19 protein-coding genes are annotated in these 22,965 nt (G+C 59.8%); 9 read left to right on the forward strand and 10 right to left on the reverse strand.

Going from position 1 to position 22,965, the window contains the following annotated elements; all coding sequences use genetic code 11:
* The first annotated feature begins 116 nt into the window (after positions 1-116).
* Positions 117-1,817, forward strand: a complete 1,701-nt coding sequence (gene ureC, locus AC1RL4_RS22290) for an urease subunit alpha (RefSeq protein ID WP_019582239.1) — start codon at positions 117-119, stop codon at positions 1,815-1,817.
* A gap of 114 nt (positions 1,818-1,931) precedes the next feature.
* Here the strand turns inward: ureC and AC1RL4_RS22295 are convergent, their stop codons facing one another.
* On the reverse strand, positions 1,932-6,803 hold the full coding sequence (locus AC1RL4_RS22295) for a dermonecrotic toxin domain-containing protein (protein ID WP_230174526.1): 4,872 nt from the start codon (positions 6,801-6,803) through the stop codon (positions 1,932-1,934).
* A gap of 242 nt (positions 6,804-7,045) precedes the next feature.
* Between AC1RL4_RS22295 and AC1RL4_RS22300 the strand changes: the two genes are divergently transcribed.
* Entirely contained in the window at positions 7,046-8,173 is a 1,128-nt protein-coding gene (locus AC1RL4_RS22300; protein ID WP_019582237.1) for a sensor histidine kinase, read from the forward strand.
* Between the two features lie 163 nt (positions 8,174-8,336).
* Here AC1RL4_RS22300 and AC1RL4_RS22305 read toward each other — a convergent pair whose 3' ends face one another.
* Together AC1RL4_RS22305 and AC1RL4_RS22310 are read right to left on the reverse strand one after the other, a co-directional pair.
* The gene (locus tag AC1RL4_RS22305) at positions 8,337-8,642 is read right to left on the reverse strand and encodes a chaperone modulator CbpM (protein ID WP_018928457.1); all 306 of its coding nucleotides are present in this window, start codon (positions 8,640-8,642) and stop codon (positions 8,337-8,339) included.
* A gap of 25 nt (positions 8,643-8,667) precedes the next feature.
* Positions 8,668-9,615 (reverse strand): DnaJ C-terminal domain-containing protein, encoded by a 948-nt coding sequence (locus AC1RL4_RS22310; RefSeq protein WP_018928458.1) that lies wholly within the window; start codon positions 9,613-9,615, stop codon positions 8,668-8,670.
* Positions 9,616-9,911: 296 nt separating this feature from the next.
* Here AC1RL4_RS22310 and AC1RL4_RS22315 point away from each other — a divergent pair, with 296 nt between their 5' ends.
* The gene (locus AC1RL4_RS22315; RefSeq protein WP_019582236.1) at positions 9,912-11,186 is read left to right on the forward strand and encodes an Hsp70 family protein; all 1,275 of its coding nucleotides are present in this window, start codon (positions 9,912-9,914) and stop codon (positions 11,184-11,186) included.
* Positions 11,187-11,315: 129 nt separating this feature from the next.
* Here the strand turns inward: AC1RL4_RS22315 and AC1RL4_RS22320 are convergent, their stop codons facing one another.
* The 3 genes from AC1RL4_RS22320 to AC1RL4_RS22330 all read right to left on the reverse strand — a co-directional run bounded on the left by AC1RL4_RS22320 (position 11,316) and on the right by AC1RL4_RS22330 (position 13,668).
* The gene (locus tag AC1RL4_RS22320; RefSeq protein ID WP_018928460.1) at positions 11,316-12,329 is read right to left on the reverse strand and encodes an AI-2E family transporter; all 1,014 of its coding nucleotides are present in this window, start codon (positions 12,327-12,329) and stop codon (positions 11,316-11,318) included.
* Positions 12,330-12,501: 172 nt separating this feature from the next.
* Positions 12,502-12,807, reverse strand: coding sequence for a PsiF family protein (locus AC1RL4_RS22325; protein ID WP_019582235.1), 306 nt, complete (start codon positions 12,805-12,807; stop codon positions 12,502-12,504).
* A gap of 72 nt (positions 12,808-12,879) precedes the next feature.
* On the reverse strand, positions 12,880-13,668 hold the full coding sequence (locus AC1RL4_RS22330) for an AraC family transcriptional regulator (protein WP_028940150.1): 789 nt from the start codon (positions 13,666-13,668) through the stop codon (positions 12,880-12,882).
* A 98-nt stretch (positions 13,669-13,766) separates the two neighbouring features.
* Here AC1RL4_RS22330 and AC1RL4_RS22335 point away from each other — a divergent pair, with 98 nt between their 5' ends.
* A complete protein-coding gene (locus tag AC1RL4_RS22335; protein WP_028940151.1) occupies positions 13,767-14,654 on the forward strand; it encodes a DMT family transporter in 888 nt (295 codons plus the stop codon).
* Positions 14,655-14,769: 115 nt separating this feature from the next.
* On the opposite strand, the gene AC1RL4_RS22340 is transcribed toward AC1RL4_RS22335, so the two are convergent.
* The 3 genes from AC1RL4_RS22340 to AC1RL4_RS22350 all read right to left on the reverse strand — a co-directional run bounded on the left by AC1RL4_RS22340 (position 14,770) and on the right by AC1RL4_RS22350 (position 16,711).
* Positions 14,770-15,660: an esterase/lipase family protein gene (locus AC1RL4_RS22340; protein WP_018928464.1), complete on the reverse strand. Its 891-nt coding sequence runs from the start codon at positions 15,658-15,660 to the stop codon at positions 14,770-14,772.
* Between the two features lie 106 nt (positions 15,661-15,766).
* Positions 15,767-16,072, reverse strand: a complete 306-nt coding sequence (locus tag AC1RL4_RS22345; protein ID WP_019650662.1) for a DMT family transporter — start codon at positions 16,070-16,072, stop codon at positions 15,767-15,769.
* Positions 16,073-16,711, reverse strand: coding sequence for an FMN-dependent NADH-azoreductase (locus AC1RL4_RS22350; protein ID WP_019582231.1), 639 nt, complete (start codon positions 16,709-16,711; stop codon positions 16,073-16,075).
* A 121-nt stretch (positions 16,712-16,832) separates the two neighbouring features.
* Between AC1RL4_RS22350 and AC1RL4_RS22355 the strand changes: the two genes are divergently transcribed.
* Positions 16,833-17,777, forward strand: a complete 945-nt coding sequence (locus AC1RL4_RS22355; protein ID WP_230174528.1) for a LysR substrate-binding domain-containing protein — start codon at positions 16,833-16,835, stop codon at positions 17,775-17,777.
* Between the two features lie 25 nt (positions 17,778-17,802).
* Here the strand turns inward: AC1RL4_RS22355 and AC1RL4_RS22360 are convergent, their stop codons facing one another.
* Complete coding sequence (locus AC1RL4_RS22360) at positions 17,803-19,878, reverse strand: AsmA family protein (RefSeq protein ID WP_230174530.1); 2,076 nt, start codon at positions 19,876-19,878, stop codon at positions 17,803-17,805.
* A 379-nt stretch (positions 19,879-20,257) separates the two neighbouring features.
* Here AC1RL4_RS22360 and AC1RL4_RS22365 point away from each other — a divergent pair, with 379 nt between their 5' ends.
* From AC1RL4_RS22365 to AC1RL4_RS22380, 4 genes are all read left to right on the forward strand, one after another.
* Complete coding sequence (locus tag AC1RL4_RS22365) at positions 20,258-20,776, forward strand: WD40 repeat domain-containing protein (RefSeq protein WP_230174532.1); 519 nt, start codon at positions 20,258-20,260, stop codon at positions 20,774-20,776.
* A 159-nt stretch (positions 20,777-20,935) separates the two neighbouring features.
* Complete coding sequence (locus AC1RL4_RS22370) at positions 20,936-21,568, forward strand: TetR family transcriptional regulator (protein ID WP_018928469.1); 633 nt, start codon at positions 20,936-20,938, stop codon at positions 21,566-21,568.
* 216 nt (positions 21,569-21,784) lie between these two features.
* Positions 21,785-22,285 carry an urease accessory protein UreE gene (ureE, locus tag AC1RL4_RS22375; protein ID WP_018928470.1) on the forward strand — a complete coding sequence of 167 codons (501 nt, stop codon included), beginning with the start codon at positions 21,785-21,787 and terminating at the stop codon, positions 22,283-22,285.
* Complete coding sequence (locus tag AC1RL4_RS22380) at positions 22,282-22,956, forward strand: urease accessory protein UreF (protein WP_028940155.1); 675 nt, start codon at positions 22,282-22,284, stop codon at positions 22,954-22,956. The genes ureE and AC1RL4_RS22380 overlap by 4 nt, the downstream gene beginning before the upstream one ends.
* Positions 22,957-22,965 lie beyond the last annotated feature (9 nt).

The raw sequence follows: 22,965 nt of genomic DNA on the forward strand, positions 1-22,965 counted from the left end.
CGCGGGCAAGCCTCGCTCCTACAATTAATCGCATCCCCCTGTAGGAGCGAGGCTTGCCCGCGAATCTGTGAGCGAAGCGAACAGTCTCAAACCCAATTGAATCCCAAGGCAAGCGCATGAAAATCTCAAGACAAGCCTACGCCGACATGTTCGGCCCCACCGTCGGTGACAAGGTCCGCCTAGCCGACACCGAACTGTGGATCGAAGTGGAACAGGACTTCACCACCTACGGCGAAGAAGTGAAATTCGGCGGCGGCAAAGTCATTCGCGACGGCCAGGGCCAAAGCCAACTGCTGGCACGCGATGTCGTCGACACCCTGATCACCAACGCGCTGATCATCGACCACTGGGGCATCGTCAAGGCCGACGTCGGCCTCAAGGATGGACGCATCGCCGCCATCGGCAAGGCCGGCAACCCGGACATCCAGCCCAACGTCACCATCGCGGTCGGCGCCAGCACTGAAGTGATCGCCGGTGAAGGCATGATCCTCACTGCCGGCGGCATTGACACCCATATCCACTTCATCTGCCCGCAGCAGATCGAAGAAGCGCTGATGAGCGGCGTCACCACCATGATCGGCGGCGGCACGGGACCGGCCACCGGCACCAACGCTACCACCTGCACGTCAGGGCCGTGGCACCTGGCGCGCATGCTCCAGGCCGCCGATGCGTTTCCGATGAACATCGGCCTCACCGGCAAGGGCAACGCCAGCCTGCCGGAACCGCTGATCGAACAGGTCAAGGCGGGCGCCATCGGCCTGAAGTTGCACGAAGACTGGGGCACCACGCCCGCGAGCATCGACAACTGCCTGAGCGTCGCTGATCAGTACGACGTGCAAGTGGCGATTCACACCGACACCCTCAACGAGTCCGGTTTTGTCGAAACCACCCTCGCCGCTTTCAAGGGCCGCACGATTCACACCTACCACACCGAAGGTGCGGGCGGCGGTCACGCGCCGGACATCATCAAGGCCTGCGGTTTCGCCAATGTGCTGCCGAGTTCCACCAACCCGACCCGGCCGTTCACCCGCAACACCATCGACGAACACCTCGATATGCTGATGGTCTGCCACCACCTGGACCCGAGCATTGCCGAAGACGTGGCCTTCGCCGAAAGCCGCATCCGCCGCGAAACCATCGCCGCCGAAGACATCCTCCACGACCTCGGCGCGTTCTCGATGATCAGCTCCGACAGCCAGGCCATGGGCCGCGTCGGCGAAGTCATCACCCGCACCTGGCAGACCGCCGACAAGATGAAAAAACAGCGCGGACCACTGCCGGGCGATGGCCAAGGCAACGACAACTTCCGCGCCAAACGCTACATCGCCAAGTACACGATCAACCCGGCGATCACCCATGGCATCAGCCATGAAGTGGGCTCGATCGAAGTCGGCAAATGGGCCGACCTGGTGCTCTGGCGCCCAGCGTTTTTCGGCGTCAAACCGACGCTCATCCTCAAGGGTGGCGCCATCGCCGCCAGCCTCATGGGCGACGCCAATGCCTCGATTCCGACGCCGCAACCGGTGCATTACCGACCGATGTTCGCCAGTTATGGCGGCTCGCTGCACGCCACCAGCCTGACCTTTATCAGCCAGGCTGCACAGGAGGCGGGTCTGCCTGAGGCGCTGGGTTTGAAGAAAAAAATCGCAGTGGTCAAAGGGTGCCGCGAGGTGCAGAAAACCGATCTGATCCACAACGACTATCTGCCGGACATTGATGTCGATCCGCAGACCTATCAGGTCAAGGCTGACGGCGTACTGCTGTGGTGCGAACCGGCGGATGTGTTGCCGATGGCCCAGCGGTATTTTCTGTTTTGATTTCCAGTCAGGCATAAAAAACCCGGCACGAAGGGCGTCAATCTTCGTGCCGGGATGGCTGTATTGTCAGGTCAATCAGTTGCTCGGTTCAACCGTAAAGGGTATCTCCACCCTTTACAGCTTCGCCCGATCCATCGCCTGTTGGGTCAGGGTTTTGAGCAGTGTCTTCATTTCGTTATAGATCAAGTCCAGCTCGGCGGAATAGGCCTCGTGAGTCATGATCTGTCCTGGGGCAATCTCGCTTTCCGGTTTGCCCAGCTCTGCGGCGAGTACCCTCAGCTCCTCTTTCAGGCCGGCCTTTGCCTCAAGCGAAAGATCCTGTTCGGTCGCGCGCTTATCAAGCGCCATGAAAAACTCCGTCGTTGCATCGATTCGACGCCTGAACACCTTGAACGCGCGACGATTCGAGCCCTGGACGTAAGACGCCCAGAATGGCTGTTCAACGATGGAATCACGCAGCAAATCGCCGGCCTCCAGATCCAGTACCCGCCGATAGGCATCTTCGATCATCTCAGGCGTGACGTCCGTGTACGTGCGGAACTGCAGATCACGGGATTGCCAGGGCAGATCCAGTCGCTCGGCCAGGTCCGTCATGTAGCCCAGATGTACCTGGACCTCATCGATGCTCCCCGTAACACGGCCGTTGGCATCGACCACCATGTAATCCTCACCGTTCGCCAGTCGACCGGCGATCACTTGGTGGGCAATCCGGCTCAACTCATCCAGACGGGATTTGCCTCTGGCAAGCTGCACCAGTTCAGCCTCCACCAGGCTTGGACTCCCCAGCGCATAGGCTTCGTGGATCAGCACCTCCACACCCATTGAATTGAACAACTGGGCCCCGGCATCCACACAGTTGGTAGCCTCGTCCCTGCCGATGACAAAAAGGTTGCTCCGCAACTCACTGTCCTTGGACATCGCTTCCAGCATTCGCCAGACCTTGCTCGTCATGTCCACTCTGAATGCGTTGTCGTTTTGGAAGTGGCTGGACTCAGTGAGCTTCCTGATCTTATTGAAAAAATGCACCGAGCCGAATTCGTCCTCCACGCTGTTCCATATCTCCTGTTTGGCGACCCAATCTCGTCGCGTCAGGCCAGCCTCCCACTCAAGGCTGTCGCGCACACCACGAGGCGGATACGGACGATCGGGGTCCAGGCCGACGGACCTGATGTTGTCTCTGAGCGTGTTCAAAGTATCGGCCGACATCCACTGCCGGTCCCGACTCACCACCGTCCGCGCCACCAGCTCCGCTCCGACAGAGCCGGGCGTCACCCGAGGGATGACCCTCAGTTCATTGCGTTGCAGATTCAAGTAAAAATGCCGGAATCGGGGTTGAGAAAACAATCCGTCCGGCCAGGTATCAATGCCGGTATCGCCCAGCATCACCGTGTGCAGCAGGCGCATACCGCCGATATCCGGCACTCGACCCAGCGGGTTCCCCTGCAAATCGAGACTTTGAAGTCGGGTAAGCCATCTCAAGTACGTAGCCCCCTGCAGATCCAGCACAATCCGGTTATCGGCGAAGTACAACTCGGTCAGTCCAATCATTCGCCCCACGGCACTGGGAAAATGCGTGAGCCGGTTGCCGGTAAGGTTGAGCGAACGGAGTTTGGGGAAATGATCAAGAAAGGCGACGTGAGCGTCGGTCATTTCAGTGCCCAGCAAGTTCAGGCAAGTCACGTGCTGAAAATCGGCATCCAGAGGAGGCATGGTCCCCAAGTGCCGCCCCAAGGGCATATTCCTGAGGTCAAGCACCGTCCCCGGTAGATTCCCGGAAGCGTCCACATCCCTGGGCCCGGTTTGCTGCCAGCACTGACGAATGGCCTTGTACAACTTGTTTCTGGACTGCCATTCGGCAACGCCGGCAGGGCTGAATCTGTACGCTTCCGTCGGCGAATTCAGCCAGCGCTGGAAGTTGGTATTGAGGCGGTTGAATTCCGCTTCCAGCGCGCTGGCCCGCAGTTCCGGGTCAGCCTCGTTGCCGGCACCGTCCAGATAAGCCTGGGCTTGCTCCTCCGTCCAGCCCGGCCGCACGCTCCTGACGCGTTCCTGCAACGTCAGGCGTCCGGTGAGCCGTCGAATGCCTTGAGGAAGAGGCATTCCACCGAACAGCTTCATCGTCTCGGGATCATAGGCAGGCTTGCGCAGCGGACTGTCCGCCAGCATCGGACGCAGCTGGTCACGCGCCAATGGTGCATTTTGAACGGTGTGCTTGAGTGTCGAGCCTTGATTGATTTCAAAACCCAATTCTTTGCGTTCAGCGTCAGGCAGGGCATGCAATACCGAAGAAAACAGGTCATCGGCGCCGTGCAGATGGTTGTCCTCGGCATCCCGCGCTTCATAACCGTTCTCCGTGCTGACCAGGACTTTGCGTACATCCGCTTCTTCTGGGCCAATGCTGTCGCGCAGACGGCCAGTGAAAGAATGCTCGCGAATCTCGATGCGCACCTCCTGCGGCCAGTTCGGCAAGCTTTCAAGGCTATGCAGTGCCAGCCTTTCCGTATCCAGCGCCTGCAGTGAATCAAGGAACAGCCCTTCATAGGCACGCGCCAGACGCACCTCCAGCGAGGCGGCGCGCGCCTGTTGCCTGAGGTGCAAGCCAATACGCTTTTGCTCGGCCAGCACTCGCAAGTCAGCCGGATCAGCGGCGCTCAGTAGCTCCTCTGCCATGTTGGCGGGCAATTGCGCGAAGGTGTCCTGAAGCGTCCTGGCGTCGGCAATGTTTGACTGGTCGTTCTCAGGCAGTTTCCCCGTTTCCGCCCACGCCTTGAACCGGTTGATGGTGTCGACCAGCAACGCGGGCGGCGCTTCGTTTTCGACATGCAGCCGACGCAACACATCTTCTTCGATACCACTGGCGATACGGATGCGTTCAAGCATTGCATCATCGAACGCTTCTGACTTCGTCCCCAGCCCACGCATGAGCTCGGCCGAAGTCCACTCGACAGGGCGGTCGAGTTCGGTGTGCCAGGTACCGGCGCCATCGTGGTCAAGCTTTGGCTGGTAAGCTGTTGGCCGGTCCGGATGCTGCATCCTTGGCTCGCCGGTCAGTGGATCGTCCTGCACCGCGAAGTATTTGCTGTCGCGCGGCAGCAACTCCTTATCACCGTGCACGTGAAGGCCTCGCTCGTTGGGCGTCGAGTCGGAACTCAAACTGACTTGATGCTCGTACGGGCTCAAGTCCGGGTTCCAGAGGCGGGTCTTGCCGTCAGCGAGTACGACCGGCCTCAACTGGTCGATAAAAGGCGAAGGCTTGACCGCTGCCGCTGCGCCCGTCGGCAACACATGCCCTGCCCCCATGATTGCCAGCTGGGCAGCATTGATCAGGACACCGCACAGAAGCGCCGACGCTTCTTCCTTGTCTCCCTTGCTCCAGTCTTCGATGCCCTCCATGGTTTCGAGCAGCATTTGCCCGACCATGATGCCCAGCATGGCCTCTCCCAAACCCGGTACCAGCATCGCGCCGAAGTTGAATACGTTCCAGCCGATGCTCGCGTAACTGTTTAGTCGCGCCCAACGGGCATTGGCATCTTCATCGTCAGTGGGAACGGCGATATCTCGCGCATCGGCGATGGCCTTGTCGAGCCTCCATTGACTGAGCTGAGGCCAGAGCGCGCCTTCAATCACGTTGGTGATCGGCTCTGCATCGGGGTTTTCCACTGCAGTTTCCCGCCACCATGGCCCCATGCTCAACGGTTCCCGCTGCTGCCAGGTAAAGGTGCTGAAGCGCTCTCTGACGCGTGCGAAAAACCTGCCCTTGTCTTTTTGCGGTACGAACCGACTGAAGAACTGCTGGTAGTCCGACGAGCGCAATTGGCTCGTCAGCTCCTTCATGAAATCGGTGAAGGACGGGTATTCCTTCAAAGGATGTTCAGGGTCTTCAGGTACGTAGGCGATCAAGGCGCCATCGAGCCGGCTTTGCGTAAAAATATCGTTTCTACTCTGTATCTCGTCGACCACACCGCTTGGCCCGTTGGCAAAAAAGGCTTTGAGTAGTTTGAATTGATCAAACTCCTGCCCGGGCAAAATAGCCAGTTTGCGCGACCACTCCATCATTGTTCGTTGGTGTGTCGGAACCAGGCTATTGTAGATTCGCTTTACTCGTGTTGAATCAGCCACTGCACTGAACAACACGATACCCGACAGTTTCACCCCCAAAAGAGACAGTCGATGAGACTGTAACGGGCGCTTGCCCATCGTGATGTTTGTCTGGTTGTCTCGCAGTTGCTGCAACTTGCCGTACGCATAAGAAGTGATATCGCCCTTCAAATATGCAATCAGCGCCGACTCATTGAACGCAGCTTTTTCGGTCCCGATGAAGTGTTGCTCAAGTGAGGCCTTTGCACCTGCCGCCGCAGGGGCCAGCAACTCTGTGATGTGTCGCTGATATTGCGCACCGAGATCCAGATCCCTGCAAAGACTCGCAAAACTTTCGATGGTCAATGAATGGCGCTTGAGGGCTCCTTCGGCGTCGGTAATGAAAATGCCGGAGCCATCACGAAAGGTGCCAGCACGGGTTTCAGACTCCTCGAAGTTATGGAGTGCGGCCTCCAGCAGAGTTGACTGCCTGAGCCGACTGGCATTGGTGTCGATGCCAAAACCCAGAAGGGCCGGAATATAAAGCCGTACCGATGTCGCATGAACATCCAGATCCAGGTTCAGCTTTTCTTTCAGGGCCTGAACAAGCAAGGGTTCGGCGAACTTATTGATGTCCTTTTGTAAATTGCCCAGTGTGACATCCAGACTGTCCTGCAATCGCCAGCGCTCACTCATGAGCTCCTTGAGATACTGACGGTCGATAGCGCTGGCCTTGACGTACCACTCGGGAAAGTCGGGTGGCTGAATTGCATTTGATACAAGTTTTGATACCAATGGCTTATTTATTAACGCCGGCACTTTGGTTGCAAGATAATTCAGATGAATATTTTCATCGACAGCGGGCACTGGAGACGTGCCCGAAACAGATCCTTCTGATACTTCATTCATTACGCATGTATCCCTATGCGATCAACAGAACGCCTAGCTTATTCAATGACGACAAAAATAAAAGCTCAAATAGTTGTTGGAAAACAGCGATAAAACAAACAACACCACTCAACTTTAGAATCTAAAAAACAATTAAATACCACCCGCAAAACTCGCAAGCCTGATCCGCCTTGTCAGCGGTAGTTTTTACCCGTCGGCAAAGGGGCTAAGATGCCAAGAGTTTCCAGTCAGGTGTGCCGGCCATGCGCTTATCCGAATTCATCAGGCAACACGTGGACCGTATCGTCGATGAATGGGAACAGTTCGCCAGAACGATCGCCCCGGCGGCCGAGTACATGGATCAAGCAGCCTTGCGCGACCACGCCAAGGCGATTCTGCTGGCGGCAGCGCGGGACATGACCACCGCGCAAACCGCCAGCGAACAGCTCGCCAAGGCCAAGGGCGAAGGCCCGGAGAAAACCCCAAGCCTGGATGAAGCGGGTGCCAGCCATGGCGAACTGCGGCATACCGTGGGGTTCGACCTGGTGCAGATGACCAGTGAGTTCCGCCATTTGCGTGCCTGTGTGATTCGGTTGTGGGTCGACAGCCTGGACGCCCCGGACATCGCCTATTTCCAGGACATGATCCGTTTCAACGAGGCCATCGACGAAGCCCTGGCCGAATCCACCGAGGCTTATGCCGAGCAGGTCAATCGCTCCCGGGACATCTTTTTGGCGATCCTCGGCCATGACCTGCGCGCGCCGCTGCAAGCGGTGAGCATGTCCACGGAGATGCTGCTGCGCAAAGCCGCTCTCGAAGGCGACGCGCTGACGTGTGCAATCCATATCCAGCGTGGCGCTCGGCACATGGCGGTGATGGTCAGCGATTTGCTGGAACTGGTGCGCAGTCGCCTGGGCAAGCGCCTGCCGATCGAACCGGCGCCCATGGACCTGGCCGAGGCGGCGCGCGAAGCGATTGCCCAAGCCTGCGCTGCTCATCCGCAATGCGATCCGACACTGAGCGTCGAAGGTGATACCCGGGGTGTATGGGATGGCCGAAGGCTCGCTCAAATGCTGCAGAACCTGATCGGCAATGCCTTGCAGCACGGTTCGAACCACAGCGTGATCAAACTGACCCTCAGGGGTGAAACGGACAGCGTTCGCCTCACCGTGCACAACGACGGTGCGCCGATTCCACCCGAGGCAATCGGCACCATCTTCGATCCGTTGGTACGCAGTGCCGACGAAGAACTCGGAGCTCCTAGCACCAGCCTTGGTCTGGGATTGTTCATCGTCAAGGAAGTGGTTGATGCCCATCAAGGGACGATCGAGGTCAGTTCCAACGAGGCTGAGGGCACACTGTTTAGCGTGGTGTTGCCCAGGAAGGTGTAACGCCTTGGGACCGCTGTGGCGAGGGGGCTTGCCCCCGTTCGGCTGCGCAGCAGTCGTAAAATCGACGCATGCGGTCAGTCTGAAAAACCGCGATGACCGGATTTGGGGTCGCTACGCAACCCAACGGGGGCAAGCCCCCTCGCCACAGGTTTAGTGTTTACAACTATTCGATCACCAAGCGCCCCAACCGCTGCTTGAGCATGCGGTTCTCGGCCCGCAGCTGCTGGACCTCGTCAAGCAGGTCCAGCGCCAGGGCGACGCCTTCCCATTCCAGTTCCAAGTCGCGCCGCAGCTTGGCGGCGCGCTTGGCCAATACCAGTTCGTAGTCGGTGAAACGCCAATCCTTGGGCTCTGTCCCCTGTGGTTCGAGGATGCCGTGTTCGACGATCTCGATCACATGCACGTCCGACAACTCGGTCGCCTCACAGAATTCTGCCAGGTCCAATAGAACGATCACGGGGTCGCTCATGATTGGGCTCCTCCTTAATTTGGAATCAAAAATTCTCTCGCGGATCGAAAGCAGCTTTTTTCGCCAACTCCTCCCACAACGCCTTGACGTCATGGTCGAGTTTTTTCGGCATCACCGCCTTGAGCTGCACGAACAGGTAACCACGGTGCCCGGCCTTGTGCATCAGGCCGTGGCCCTTGGCGCGCATACGCTGGCCATTCTGGCTGCCGGCCGGCACCTTGAGGTTGATCTTGCCGGTCAGGGTCGGCACCGCGACTTCGGTCCCCAGCGCCAGTTCCCACGGCGCCAGTGGCAAGGTGATGATCAGGTTTTCGCCTTCGACATCGAATTTGGGGTGCGGCGCAAAACGAATGGTCAGGTACAAGTCGCCATTGGCCCCGCCACCGATGCCCGGAGCACCCTGGCCCTTGAGGCGGATGCGCTCGCCGTCGGTCACGCCGGCGGGGATCTTCACGTTCAGGCTTTTGCTGGTGTTGCTGACATGCTGGCCGGCAGCGTTGTACTGCGGCACCTGGAAGCTGACCTTCTTCGATTCGGTCGAGAGGGTTTCTTCCAGAAAAACCGGTAATTCCATTTCCACGTCTTGCCCTCGACGACCGGCGCTATGGCCCGACCGTCCACCACCACCGAAACCCGAACCACGGTTGCCGAAGATCGAACTGAAGAAGTCCGAGAAATCGCCCGTGTCCTGACCACCGCCACCGAAACCACCACGACTCTGCCAACCCGGCGGGCCCTGGAACGGCTGGCCGTGGTGACCGTATTTGCGCAAGTCGTCGTATTCGGCGCGCTTGTCGGCGCTTTTCAGCGCTTCATAGGCTTCCGACGCATCCTTGAACTTGGCCTCGGCGTCCTTTTCCTTGCTGACATCGGGGTGGTATTTGCGCGCCAGCTTCCGATAGGCGGCCTTGATCGCCTTATCGTCCGCGGTCGGCTCCACGCCGAGAATCTTGTAATAGTCTTTGAAGTCCATCGAGGGAATCACCATCCATTATCGAAATCGCGCCACTCGGTACAGCATGCTCTGGTTTACAGCGTCTTGATTGATCAATCTCAACTTTGTGACCGGGCAGCGCATCAGTAGTTTATCGGCAGCCGGGCGCAGTTCTTGCTGTAGCCCAAGGATTGCCAAACCTATGCAGGGAAGTTTGGGGGTGATGACGCATCTTTCAAGCGCAGATCAATGTGATTTAACAGATAGTCGGCCTTCGAATCTGCGCCGCACTGACATACACTGCGCGGCCGTTTTTTAACCGGAACTTGAAAGACATGAAAAACGCATCTCCAGCCCGTGCCTGTGGTATCGACTTCGGCACGTCCAACTCCACCGTCGGCTGGCTGCGCCCCGGCATGGAAACGCTGATCGCGCTGGAGGACGACAAGATAACCCTGCCCTCGGTGGTCTTCTTCAATATGGAAGAACGCCGCCCGGTGTACGGTCGGCTGGCGCTGCACGAGTACCTGGAAGGTTACGAGGGCCGCTTGATGCGCTCGCTCAAGAGCCTGCTGGGCTCCAAACTGATCAAGCACGACACCAGCGTCCTCGGCACGGCGATGCCGTTCAAGGACCTGCTCGGGCTGTTCATCGGCCAGCTGAAGAAGCGCGCCGAAGCCGCCGCCGGTCGGGAGTTCGAGGAAGTGGTGCTAGGCCGTCCGGTGTTTTTCGTCGACGACGATGAACTGGCCGACCAGGAAGCCGAAAACACCCTGGTGGACGTGGCCCGCGCCATCGGCTTCAAGGAAGTCTCGTTCCAGTACGAACCGATTGCAGCGGCGTTCGACTATGAATCCACCATCGAAAAGGAAGAGCTGGTACTGATTGTCGACATCGGCGGCGGTACGTCCGACTTCTCGCTGGTGCGCCTGTCCCCTGAGCGACGCGGACATGACAACCGTCATGACGACATCCTCGCCACCGGCGGCGTGCACATCGGCGGGACCGATTTCGACAAGCAGCTGAGCCTGCAAGGCCTGATGCCGCTGTTCGGCTACGGCAGCCGGATGAAGAGCGGCGCCTACATGCCCACCAGCCATCACATGAACCTGGCGACCTGGCACACCATCAACTCGGTGTACTCGCAGAAATCGACCCTGGCCCTGGGCAGCATGCGCTACGACATCGAAGACACCGGCGGCATCGATCGCCTGTTCAAGCTGATCGACCAGCGCGCCGGGCACTGGCTGGCGATGGAAGTGGAAGAAACCAAGATCCAGCTGACCCACGCTGACAGCCGTCATGTGCCGCTGGACCGCATCGAGCCCGGTTTGAGTGTGGAACTGACTCGTGCGCTGTTCGAATCAGCCATCGACAACTTGCTGGAGCGGGTGCGCAACAGCGTGACCCAGTTGCTGAACGACGCCAATGTGCGGGTCGATCAGGTGGATACGGTGTTCTTCACCGGCGGTTCTAGCGGGATTCCGGCGCTGCGTAACAGCGTCTCGGCGATGTTGCCGAAGGCGCAGCATGTTGAGGGGAATATCTTCGGCAGCATCGGTAGCGGGCTGGCGATCGAGGCGGCCAAGCGTTACGGCTCGATGGATTGACCTGAAACCCTGTGTCGAGGGGGCTTGCTCCCGTTGGATTGCGCAGCAGTCCCTTCTTTTGGAGATAAGGGGGGCCGCTTCGCGACCCAACGGGGGCAAGCCCCCTCGCCACAGTAGATCAACACTGGATCAAACCATCCCCACCTGCTTCAACTCACTCTTCAGGTACGCGTAATAAATCGGCCCCGCCACCACCCCCGGCAGGCCGAACGCGGCTTCGAACACCAGCATCGCCAGCAGCAACTCCCACGACTTGGCACTGATCTGCCCGCCGACGATGCGCGCGTTGAGGAAGTATTCGAGCTTGTGGATAAAGATCAGATACCCCAGTGCCGCCACCGCCACCCAGATCGACAATGACAGGCCGACGATGGTGATCAAGGTGTTCGACATCAGGTTGCCGATCACCGGCAACAAGCCGAGCAGGAAGGTCAGCACGATCAGGGTTTTGGTCAGCGGCAGCTTGATCCCGAACATCGGCAGGACCACCGCGAGGAAAATCCCGGTGAAGAAGGTGTTGAGCAGGGAAATCTTGATCTGCGCGAAGACGATGTTGCGAAATGCCTGGACCAACAGGTGCAAACGGTCGAACAGCGCCGCGGCCAAGGGCTTGCGCTTGGTCAGGTCCGGCACGCGCTGCAAGGCGATGATCGCGCCCAGCACCATGCCGATCAGCAGCGTCACGAACATGTGCGCCGCGTCCTTGCCCACCAGCTGCAAGTCGCTCAAGTGCTTGCTCATCCACTCACCGATGGCCACCCGGAACTCGGCGGCACTGGCCGGTAAATAAGCATCGATGAACGGCGGCAACTGCCCGCGTGCACGGTCGACCACGCCCATGAATTTGTCGAGGGAAGCACCGGGGTTTTCCGCCTCGTGCAGCAGGAAACTGATCGCACCGGCAAAGATCAGCGCCAGCACACTGACCACCAATGTTCCCAGCAATGCCACCGCCAACCAGCGCGCACGGCGGCCTTCGATCAGCCGTTGCAATTGCGGCGTGAGCATGTTGACCAGTTCGAATACCAACAACCCGGCCAGCAGGCTGGGCAGCAATCGCAGAGGGATCACCAGTAGCAAACCGCCAAAGATGATGACCCAACTGATGAGCAACAAGACCTGACGCTGAGAAAACGCTGACATACAGCCTCAAAACGAACGACGTGAAAGGATTGGCAGTCTGCCAGCGTTCCGGCGCCGAAGCGAGCGGATGACCCACAAGCGGCGTCACCCCGAAAAGATCGCAGCCTGTGGCAGCGCCTACAGGGAACGCGATCTCATGCGGGAGCTGCCGCAGGCTGCAATCTTTTGATGTTTATTTTTTCTTCAGGCACTCGCTCATGAACGCTTTGCGCGCATCGCCCTTGAGGGCCTTGGTGGCGGCATCGGCGTTGCAGGTTTTCATTTTTTCTTGCTGAGGAGTCAGGGGTTTGGCGGCATCGGCGGCCGGGGCGGCTTTGAGGCAGCTGCTCATGAAGGCTTTGCGCTCGTCGCCTTTAAGGCTCTTGGCGGTAGCGTCGGCATTGCAAGTGGTCATCTTGTTCTGTTGGGCAGTGGCGGCGAAACCCTGGGAGCAGAGCAGCAGACCGATCATCAACAACGGGGCACGCAACATCTTCATGGAGTTTTCTCCTTGTTACCGCACCGATGGGTACGGCCTCGCTCTGGAGTGTAGACAAAGCCTGTTACACGTTCACCTGCTATCAAGGTGGCTGCGTCGATACTGTTCCGGCGTGCACCCGGCCTGGCGTTGAAACATCGCGATAAACGCCGAGCCGGTGCTGTAACCCATGTCGAAGGCGATTTCCTGAATGCTGCGGTGGCTGTCCAGCGCTTCGATCGCCGCCAGAAACCGCAACCGTTGCCGCCATTCACCGAAACTCATGCCCAACTCGCGAACAAACTGCCGGGCCAGCGTGCGTTCGCTGACGTGAACCTGCCCGGCCCAATACGCCAATGGCCGGTTATCCCCAGGCTCGGCCTGCAAGGCTTCCAGAATGCCAAGTAACCCGGGGCTGCTGGCGTAGGGCAAATAGCACTCATGCATGGGCGCCTGTTGCAGTTGGTCCACCAGCACTTGAGCCAGACGCTGGTCCGCGTCGTGCTCGGGAATTTTCACATCGCGGGCGGCGAAGTCTTTCAGGATCGCCTTGAGGATGTCGCTGATCGCCAGGGTGCAGGCCTGTTGCTGCAGATTGCGGCACAGCGTCGGCGCGAGGCAGACCGCGCGATAGTTGATCGGCTGATGGCTATAGAAACTGTGTTCGGTCCCGGGCGGCACCCACACCGCGTACTGCGGCGGCGACATGAAACGGCTGCCATCGACTTCCATGTGCAACACGCCATGGGCCGCGTACTCCAGCGTGCCCCACGGATGCCGGTGAGGCGCAGCGTATTCGTGAGCGCTGAAGTCGGCATAGCGGAAATACACCGCCGACGGCAGTTCGCTGAAATCCAGCAGGTCGATGTGTTTACTGTTCATGCTGTCCGGAATCAGGGGCAGGTTGTCTGGATCGCAGTATAGGCTTGCATCCAGACAGACGGATAATTGCCCCTCATTAACGTTCTGGCTTTTTTCCGATGCAATACGCTTATCCCCTGCTGGCCATTTTCATTTGGGCCGGCAACACCGTGATCAACAAACTCGCGGTGGGTGCAATCTTCCCCGCCGAAATCGGCTTCTACCGCTGGCTGCTGGCCGGGATTCTGTTCACGCCTTTCATGCTTAAGCCGGTGATCGCCCATTGGCCGGTAATACGCCCAAACCTGGGGAGGATCTTCATCCTCGGCGTACTCGGCATGGCGGTTTATCAGAGCCTGGCCTATTTCGCTGCAACACTGACGTCGGCCACCAACATGGGGATCATTCTGTCGCTGATGCCGTTGATGTCGCTGGCCATGGCGATGGTCAGCCTCGGCCAACGCCTGACCGCCGGTGCGCTGGCCGGCGCGGTGCTGTCGTTTGCCGGTGTTCTGGTGGTGGTGTCGTCCGGCAGCCTTGGCGCGTTGCTGGAGCACGGGGTGAACCTGGGCGATGCGATGATGCTGATCGCCACGCTGGCGTATGCGGTTTACAGCACCTTGCTGAAAAAATGGCAGCTGCGCTTGCCGCCGCTGGTGTTGCTGTATTTACAGGTGCTGGTGGCGGTGGCGGTGCTGTTTCCGCTGTTCCTCGCCTCACCGAAAATCGGCCCGACCCTGCATAACATTCCGCTGGTGCTTTACGCCTGTCTGCTGGCCTCGATGCTTGCGCCGCTGGCGTGGATGCAGGCCGTGGTGCGCCTGGGCCCGAGCCGGACCACGCTGTTTTTCAATCTGCTGCCGTTGATTACGGCGCTGATTGCGGCGGTGGTGCTGCATGAGCAGTTGGCGCTGTATCACCTGGTGGGTGGGGTGTTGACGTTGGGTGGGGTGATTTTGTCGGAGCGCTGGACTACCGTGCTGGGCCGCAAGAACAGCGTTGCCTGACCGGACGCCTTCGCGGGCAAGCCACGCTCCCACAGGTTTTGTGTCGGACGCTGGCAATGGGCACGACGCCAAACCTGTGGGAGCGTGGCTTGCCCGCGAAGAACGATAACGCGGTCTAAACCCCTGCCGCCTTCAACCGCGCGGCATGCTCGACAAACAACCGCACCGGCTCTGCCCCTTTGCCCACCAGCCCCAGGGATTGGTTGACGATATCGAAGTGATCCATCGGGTATTGATCGCCAATCACCGTCCCGAGATGCGAGCTGTAGCGCCCGACCATCCCGTCGCAATGCCCCGCTTCACGCACGAAGGTTCTGGCAAACAACCGGCAACTGCGGTTAGTGCCGTCGAACAGGTTGCACCCGCGATCGGTCTTGCCCGGCTGCAAAGTCCCGGACCAGGAGTAATAGCGCACGCCATTGACCACTTCCGGGCCATGCCCACCCCAGGTGTCAGGCAGCCCCTGTGGATAACGCTGATTGAACAGCGCCACGCCGGCCGTGGTCAGCGATTGGTGCGAAGCCGGGATATCCACCGGCAGTCGCGGCCCGCGATAACCGGTTTCCAGCAGGCACATCAACGCGCTGATCAACCACAAAAAAAAGGTGAGCAATCGGCCCCTGGCGCTGTCTGCCGGGTAGTGATCGTGCAGGTAGTCCGCCAGCTCCGAACCGTGATTGGGCCCGGCCACCGAAGTCACTGAAGCCACCTGGTCCGGGCGTTTTGCCGCAGCATACCGAGCGGTCAGCGAGCCCTGGCTGTGGCCGATCAGGTTGACCTTCTCGGCCCCGGTGTCGCGCAGGATTTCCTCGATTCGTGCCAGCAATTGCTCACCGCGCACCTCGGTTGAATTGAGCGGCGAAACCTGCACCGCGATCACCGTCGCCCCATCCCGGCGCAACGCCGAAATGATCCCGAACCAATACGGATAGAGCAGCAGACGAATAAACCCGAGCATCCCCGGGACCAGCACCAACGGGTAACGCGTGGCGGAGCCTTGCGACATGGATGAACATCCTTGTGGTCGGTGAGATGAAGCAAGGCTGGATGCAAGGCCTCAGCCAAGCATCGCCATCCAAGATGACAACTCGACGACCAGTCTATGACATCCCCTACTTCAACCCCACCACGCCCGCCACAATCAGCCCGACCGACACCAGCTTCAGCGCAGTCAGGCTTTCGCCCAATAACGCAAAGCCGAGGAACACCGTGCCCAGTGAACCGATAGCGGTCCAGATCGGGTAGGCGATGCTCACCGGCAATTCACGCATGGCCAGGGTCAGGAAATAAATCCCTCCGATTGCCGCCACCACGGTGATCACCGAAGGCCAGAGCCGGGTGAAGCCTTCGGCGTACTTCATGCCCATGGCGAAGGTGACCTCGAACCCGGCAGCAATCATCAGGAACAGCCAGGCCATCTAGAACTCCCTGGCCAGCGCCAACAAGCGCTGTTCGGCCTCGGCCACGGAAACCTGGAAGGTGCGCTCGGCGGACTCTTCGCCCTCGGCGGCGACAACCGTGACGTCAGTGATGCCGATGAACCCCAGTGCCGTGCGCAGCAACGGGTCGGCATGGTTCATCGCTTCAAGCTCGCCACCGGGGCCGAAGCCAAACCCGCCGCGACTGGTGACGATCAACGCCTTCTTGCCCCGCACCAGCGGTTCGTACTGCGCGATGCCGTTGTCCAGGCTGTGATTGAACGTCAGTCCGAGCCGCACAATCTGGTCGATCCAGGCCTTGAGGCCACTGGGCACGCTGAAGTTGTACATCGGCGTGGAAATCACCAGCAGATCATGGCCGAGCAACTCCCCCACCAACTCATCGCTGAGTGCCAGGTCGGCCTGCATCGACAACGGTCGCGCTTGAGGCTCCGGATGAAAAGCAGCCGCTACGAAGGCTTCGTTGACGGCCGGGATCAACGCCCGGCCGACTTCACGGCGGGTCAATTGCGACTGCGGGTTACGGACCTGCCAGGCTGAAAGAAACACCTCGGCCAACCGCCGCGAATGAGAGCGTTCGCCACGGGGGCTGGCGTGAATGGCAAGAATTGTGCTCATCTGAATCTCCTTGAGGGCTAAACTGAAACGGCTTGTGGTTGCAGCTTGAAGTGCACAGCCGCCTGCCTTCAAATGAGCAAAAATCAGTCTGGATGAATCTATTTCACCCATGGAGTTTTAAATGTTTGCCTCGTTGCCATTGACCGCCCTGCGGGCCTTCGAATCCGCCTCGCGCCTGCTGAGTTTCAAGGCTGCCGCCGAAGAGCTGTCCGTGACGCCGACGGCCGTTTCCCACCAGATCCGCTCCCTGGAAAACTGGCTCGGCGTGCCACTGTTCGAACGACTGCCACGCCAGGTGCGCCTGACCGAGTGCGGCGAACGGCTGTTCCGTAGCCTGCATGGCGCCCTGCTGGAAGTGGCGCAAAGCGTCGATACCTTGCGCCCGCAACGCAGCGGCACGAGCCTGACGATCTCCACCACCGCCGCTTTCGCCGCCCTTTGGCTGGTGCCACGGCTGGGACGGTTTTATGCCCGGCATCCGCACATCAGCGTGCGGCTGGACACTCACTGCGAAGTCATCGATTTGCATCAGGACGCCAGCGTCGATCTGGTGCTGCGTTACAGCCAAGACGACTACCCGAACCTGTATGGGTTGTGCCTGTTCGACGAATCCTTCGGGGTTTATGGCTCGCCTGAACAAGTGGCCCTGGCGACCCGTCGGGTACCCACCCTGATCAGCGTGCAGTGGCATAACTCCAAACTGTATGCCCACGGCTGGGAAGCCTGGTGCGCACAATCCGGCGAAACCTGGCTGACCGGGCAGCCAGCGGTGCGTGAATACGACGAAGAGCATTACGCCCTGCAAGCCGCCATCGCCGGGCAAGGTTTGGTGCTGGCGAGCAATATTCTGGTGTCGGAGAATGTGGCCAGCGGCTTATTGCTGCCTTACCGGGGTGAGATTCAGGTCGACGGGGCCGGATACAGCGCACTGTGTGTACCAGGGCGCGAACGGCATCCGCCGGTGCGGGCGTTTTTTGCGTGGTTGCAGGAGGAAGCTCGATTGTCTGGTCTATTGCCAAGATCGAAGCCTGCGGCAGCTCCTGCAGGGGAACGCGTTCCAATGTAGCTGCCGCAGGCTGCGATCTTTTGATCTACCGGGTCGGCTTGACCGTCACCGGCGCCTTGCCCGCCTTCATCTGCTCCAGCAACGGCGCACATTGATTCGGCTCGCCAGCGCTCGGCGCGATCAGCGCCAGCAACCCCGCCGCCGGCGCGGCAATCACACCCAACGCCACCATCCCGGCCCCGCGCAGCATCAGCGGCACCGCTTTCACCCCCGCATCCGGCTTGATGAACTTGCCCCGCACATACAGTGGCGAACGCAACGAAATCAAGCGCCAGCCCTTGGATTCCGGGCTGATGGTCAGGTCCAGTTGCTCGGTCGCCATGTTCGCCGTGCCATCGATGTAGACAATCGCGTTCTCGGTATCGAAGACGAACAACTGCGTGGTCGCCAGACCGCTCTTGATGTCGAAATTGGCCGCCGCGCAGTTGATCTTCACTTCCTTGTCGCCAAAGATTTTCCCGACCACATAGTTGCCGACATTGAGCCCGGCCAGCTCCATCAACTCGCGACTGATGGCGCCATCATTGATCAGCATCTTCAAATTGCCGTCAGCGGTGCCCAGCAGCTTGGCCACCGAGTTGCCACGACCGGTAAGGTCGGCGTCGCCATTGAGCTCACCGAAGCTGGTTTTCATCCGTTCAATGGACGGGAACAACTGTTTGAGCTTGAACTTGCGCGCGGTCAGTTTGGCCCGGCCTTCCAATGGCTCGGCGCGCCCGTTCAGACGAATCTGCGCATCCAGATTGCCGCCAGCCACGCCGAAACGCAGGGGCTCGAGGCTGAGCACGCCATCGGTCAGCACCAAATGGGTGTAGAGGTCGTTGAACGGCAGTTTTTCGCTGTGGACGATGCGCTTGCCAGTGAATTCAACGTCAGCGTCCATATCGCGCCAGCGCTCGGTCTTGAATTCCTCGACCGGCAGTATCTTGTCCGCCGGCTGCTTGCTTTCACCGCCGCGGGCCTTTTGCTTGGCATTGGAGTCGGCGCCGATCAGCGGGGCCAGGTCGGTAAACAACAGTTGATTGGACTCCACCGCCCCGCTGAGCTTGGGCCGCGGTTGGCTCGCGACATAAGCCAGGTTGCCATGGATGTCGCTCTCGCCGATCTTGCCGTTGAAGTCCTCATAGCGGTAAACCGCCCCGCCCGACTCATGCAACTTGGCGGTCAAATGCCCATCCGTGGCGTACGGCGGGGTATCCGGCAGGGTCACGCCGATCAGCGGATAGAGATTGCCCAGGCTGGCACCGGCCAGTTTCAGGCGCAGATCCAGGGCGCCGAGGTTCAATGGGTCGGTGAGCGTGCCGGCCAGTTCGACGCTGGTGTCGGCAATCTTCATTTGCGCATGAAGCGGGAACGGCTTGGCGGCATCCTGTAGGGCCAGCAAACCACCGATTTTGCCTTGGCCGGCCAGATTCTGGCCGTGGTATTGGCCTTTGACCTTCAACGCGAACGCGTAATCCTGCGGCGAACCGCCCTTCTCAAGCGCGGTTTTCGCCGCTTTGTCGCCGACGATGTCACTGAACGGAATCGGCTTGCCCAGCGGATCGATAAGCAAGTCGAGGCGGGTTTTCAGGCTCTGGTCGTCGAGCGTGACATGGCCCTTGTCGAAGCCGATGGCACCGATGTCCAGCACCCAGTTAGAAGGCTCGGCATTCGGATCCTTGGGGTCGAACTTGAATGTCCAGTTGGCGCGGCCGTCGGCAAGACGCTGCAGGTCGGCATTGGGCTCGGTCAGGTCGATACGCGGGATCGTCACCCGCTGTGTCAGCAAGGCCAGCGGTGAAATACGCAGCTCGACGCGTTTGAGGGTGGCCATCTGCGGTTGCTTCGACCAGTCCGGGTTGCCCAGGCTCAGGTCCTCGGCCACCACATGCGGCCACGGTACCCAGGCCCGCCAGCCGCCTTCGTCGGGCTCGCGCTGCCAGACCACCGCGAGGTTGCCATTGATGGCGAACGGACGATGCAGTTCTTCGGAGACTTTGGCGTTAAGGGGCGGTTTGATCCGGTTCCAATCGAAGAACGCGATGATCAGCACCAGGACGGCCAGCAGCACAACGAGGCTGGCGGAGGTCCAGGCAAGCATTTTACGAGTGCGCGTCATTGCACAGAGCTCCTGAATACGACTGAGCGCCCTGACAGCGACGCACTGATGAAACGTTAGGCCAGAACCGGCCTGCCATGAAATGTACGACTGGAAAACGGCCCGCAGGTTTAACCCGAAGGCCGATTCGAACGCAAATAGCCGTCTCGCCCCTCCCTTTTCAGCGTTACCGACCCCGCACTTTTGCGAGGCGAAAATGAGTCGAAAATACCCACCTCAGTGCAAAAACGTTCGCCGGAAACGCCCGTTCTAGAGCCGCTCGGCCAAACAATCAATTCCGTTGATTATTACCATTGCGTTTATGAACTTTTATATCGACTTATCGAGAGTAGCATTGCCCTCGTACCCACTTTATCGCCCTCCCAAGGAGCAACCCATCATGAAACGCGAATTACTGCTTAGCCTGACCCTCTCAATGTTAGCCAGCACCGCTTTTGCTCTGCCGGCTGCCGATCAGGCCACTCCACAAGTCAAAGACAGCCACTCGGTGTTCAGCCAGACCGTTGCCGATGGTGCCAACGGTAACGAGCGCCTGAAAGAAAAAGGCCTGATCACCCAGGATGGTTCGGATCGCACTCCACAGGGCCAAACCCTGGCCGCTGACGGTGCTGACCGCACTCCACAAGGCCAAACTCTGGCTGCTGACGGTACCGACCGTACCCCACAAGGCCAAACTCTGGCTGCTGACGGTACCGACCGTACCCCACAAGGCCAAACCCTGGCGGCTGACGGTACCGACCGTACCCCACAAGGCCAAACCCTGGCGGCTGACGGTACTGACCGCACTCCACAAGGCCAAACCCTGGCGGCTGACGGTGCCGATCGCACTCCACAAGGCCAAACCCTTGCTGAAGGTGGTGGTGACCGTGTGATCGAACGCAACAGCGCTGTGAGCTAAGCCCATGGCGGCCTGGAAAAAAAGCCCAATCCCCGGATTGGGCTTTTGACTTTATAGAAGCTGCATTTCCCCCGCGTGATCCCCCGACAGTCCGTTCGACGCCAGCGAAGCCGATTTGCTAGAGTGCGCCGCTGTCCCTGTCCAGAAAACACCCTTGCGATGCTGCCCCGCGCCGAACAGAAACAACAGACCCGCAACGCCCTGATGGACGCTGCCCGCCACCTGATGGAAAGCGGCCGAGGATTCGGCAGCTTGAGCCTGCGCGAAGTGACGCGAACCGCCGGGATCGTGCCCACTGGTTTCTACCGGCACTTCGCCGACATGGACGAATTGGGCCTGGCGCTGGTGTGCGAAGTCGGCCAGACCTTCCGCGAAACCATCCGCCTGGTGCGCCATAACGAATTCGTCATGGGCGGTATCATCGATGCCTCGGTGCGGATCTTTCTCGACGTGGTCACGGCCAATCGCTCGCAGTTCCTGTTTCTTGCCCGAGAGCAGTACGGCGGCTCGCTGCCGGTGCGCCAGGCCATCGGCCGCCTGCGCGAGGACATCAGCTCGGACCTGGCGGCCGATTTGTCGCTGATGCCCAAACTGCAGCATCTGGACATCGCCGGCCTGAGCGTCATGGCCGATCTGATCGTCAAAAGCGTGTTCGCGACCCTGCCGGACATCATCGATCCGCCGGCCGAAGCATTGCCCGAGCACCTGACACCACAGGCGAAAATCACTCAGCAGTTGCGGTTTATCTTTATCGGGCTGAAGCATTGGCAGGGACTCGGCAGTACCGAGTAACCCGTTAGAAAAAGATCGCAGCCCTCGGCAGAAGGCTGCGATCTTTTTTTGTGCGCTGCAAATTGGTGCGCAAACACCCGCCACGCACCAACTTCAATCAAAGTCCTGCAACACTGTGAGTCTCCCCCGTCGCTCTGACAGGCATTTCCTACCTCTCACCCGATTGGCAAGCCCCTTGCTCTAGCCTGAACATTGTTCATTGCTGGAAGCCTTCCGATGCTGGTGATTCATCGCAGAATCGACCCTCAACCCGTCTGGGCCGCCGAGTTGCACCTGACCTTCGAAGCCAGGAGCAAAAGTCGCTTGCGCTGTTTCAGTGCCGAGGGTGAAGACGTCGGCTTGTTTCTGGAGCGCGGCCAGCCGCCGCTGCATGACGGCGAATGCCTGCAAGCCGAAGACGGGCGCGTCGTTCGCGTCTGTGCTCGCCCCGAACAACTGCTGCACGTCACCTGCGCCAATGCGTTCGAACTGACCCGCGCCGCCTATCACCTGGGCAATCGCCACGTGGCCCTGCAAGTCGGCGACGGCTGGTTGCGCCTGCTCGACGATTACGTGCTCAAGGCCATGCTCGAACAGCTTGGCGCCAAGGCCGAGAACATCGAAGCGCCGTTCCAGCCGGAACACGGTGCCTACGGCGGTGGCCATCACCACTCGCGCCACGGTGACGAGGACTTCAACTATCCGCCGAAACTGCATCAGTTCGGCGTGCGTTTATGAACCCGGCCTGGGCGCTGCTGCGCCTGGCCAGCCCGCAGCTGCCGATTGGCGGCTACAGCTATTCCCAGGGCCTGGAAATGGCGGTGGATAACGGCCGGGTCAATGATCCCGACAGCGCGCGACGCTGGATCAGCGATCAATTGCTGCTGAACCTGGCGCGTTTCGAAGCACCGCTACTGCTCGCGCATTGCACCGCCGCAGCCGAAGAAAACTGGGCCGAGTTGCTGCAACGCTGCGAAGAGCATCGCGCCAGCCGCGAAACCCGCGAGCTGCATCAGGAGAGCCGGCAGATGGGCTATTCGCTGCAGCAACTGCTCAACGGCTTGCCGGAGCTGGACGAGCCTGCTCGCGCCTTTCTCGAGCAACGCCCTGAACCGCACTTGGCTCTCGGCTGGGCGCTGGCGGCTCGCGCCTGGAACATCAACCCGCAAGATGCGCTGGCCGCCTGGCTCTGGAGCTGGCTGGAAAACCAACTGGCGGTGTTGATGAAAACCCTGCCGCTGGGCCAGCAAGCCGCACAACGCCTGACCAGCGAACTGCTGCCGTTGCTGCAACAGGCGCAGCAGGACGCCAGCCGAATCAATCCCGAACATGTTGGCAGTGCCGCTTTCGGTCTGTCCCTGGCGTGCATGGCCCATGAGCGCCAGTACAGCCGTCTGTTCCGTTCCTAGGGCCTTTTA

It is taken from the genome of Pseudomonas sp. GW822-FHT07A10 (assembly GCF_058798795.1).

Coding starts and splice junctions, on each gene's coding strand:
- AC1RL4_RS22315 (WP_019582236.1), top strand. CDS start 9,912: ATGAAAAACGCATCTCCAGCCCGTGCCTGTGGTATCGACTTCGGCACG.
- AC1RL4_RS22300 (WP_019582237.1), top strand. CDS start 7,046: ATGCGCTTATCCGAATTCATCAGGCAACACGTGGACCGTATCGTCGAT.
- AC1RL4_RS22295 (WP_230174526.1), bottom strand. CDS start 6,803: ATGAATGAAGTATCAGAAGGATCTGTTTCGGGCACGTCTCCAGTGCCC.
- AC1RL4_RS22330 (WP_028940150.1), bottom strand. CDS start 13,668: ATGAACAGTAAACACATCGACCTGCTGGATTTCAGCGAACTGCCGTCG.
- ureC (WP_019582239.1), top strand. CDS start 117: ATGAAAATCTCAAGACAAGCCTACGCCGACATGTTCGGCCCCACCGTC.
- AC1RL4_RS22340 (WP_018928464.1), bottom strand. CDS start 15,660: ATGTCGCAAGGCTCCGCCACGCGTTACCCGTTGGTGCTGGTCCCGGGG.
- AC1RL4_RS22345 (WP_019650662.1), bottom strand. CDS start 16,072: ATGGCCTGGCTGTTCCTGATGATTGCTGCCGGGTTCGAGGTCACCTTC.
- AC1RL4_RS22310 (WP_018928458.1), bottom strand. CDS start 9,615: ATGGACTTCAAAGACTATTACAAGATTCTCGGCGTGGAGCCGACCGCG.
- AC1RL4_RS22350 (WP_019582231.1), bottom strand. CDS start 16,711: ATGAGCACAATTCTTGCCATTCACGCCAGCCCCCGTGGCGAACGCTCT.
- AC1RL4_RS22370 (WP_018928469.1), top strand. CDS start 20,936: ATGCTGCCCCGCGCCGAACAGAAACAACAGACCCGCAACGCCCTGATG.
- AC1RL4_RS22380 (WP_028940155.1), top strand. CDS start 22,282: ATGAACCCGGCCTGGGCGCTGCTGCGCCTGGCCAGCCCGCAGCTGCCG.
- AC1RL4_RS22355 (WP_230174528.1), top strand. CDS start 16,833: ATGTTTGCCTCGTTGCCATTGACCGCCCTGCGGGCCTTCGAATCCGCC.
- AC1RL4_RS22320 (WP_018928460.1), bottom strand. CDS start 12,329: ATGTCAGCGTTTTCTCAGCGTCAGGTCTTGTTGCTCATCAGTTGGGTC.
- AC1RL4_RS22360 (WP_230174530.1), bottom strand. CDS start 19,878: ATGACGCGCACTCGTAAAATGCTTGCCTGGACCTCCGCCAGCCTCGTT.
- AC1RL4_RS22335 (WP_028940151.1), top strand. CDS start 13,767: ATGCAATACGCTTATCCCCTGCTGGCCATTTTCATTTGGGCCGGCAAC.
- ureE (WP_018928470.1), top strand. CDS start 21,785: ATGCTGGTGATTCATCGCAGAATCGACCCTCAACCCGTCTGGGCCGCC.
- AC1RL4_RS22365 (WP_230174532.1), top strand. CDS start 20,258: ATGAAACGCGAATTACTGCTTAGCCTGACCCTCTCAATGTTAGCCAGC.
- AC1RL4_RS22325 (WP_019582235.1), bottom strand. CDS start 12,807: ATGAAGATGTTGCGTGCCCCGTTGTTGATGATCGGTCTGCTGCTCTGC.
- AC1RL4_RS22305 (WP_018928457.1), bottom strand. CDS start 8,642: ATGAGCGACCCCGTGATCGTTCTATTGGACCTGGCAGAATTCTGTGAG.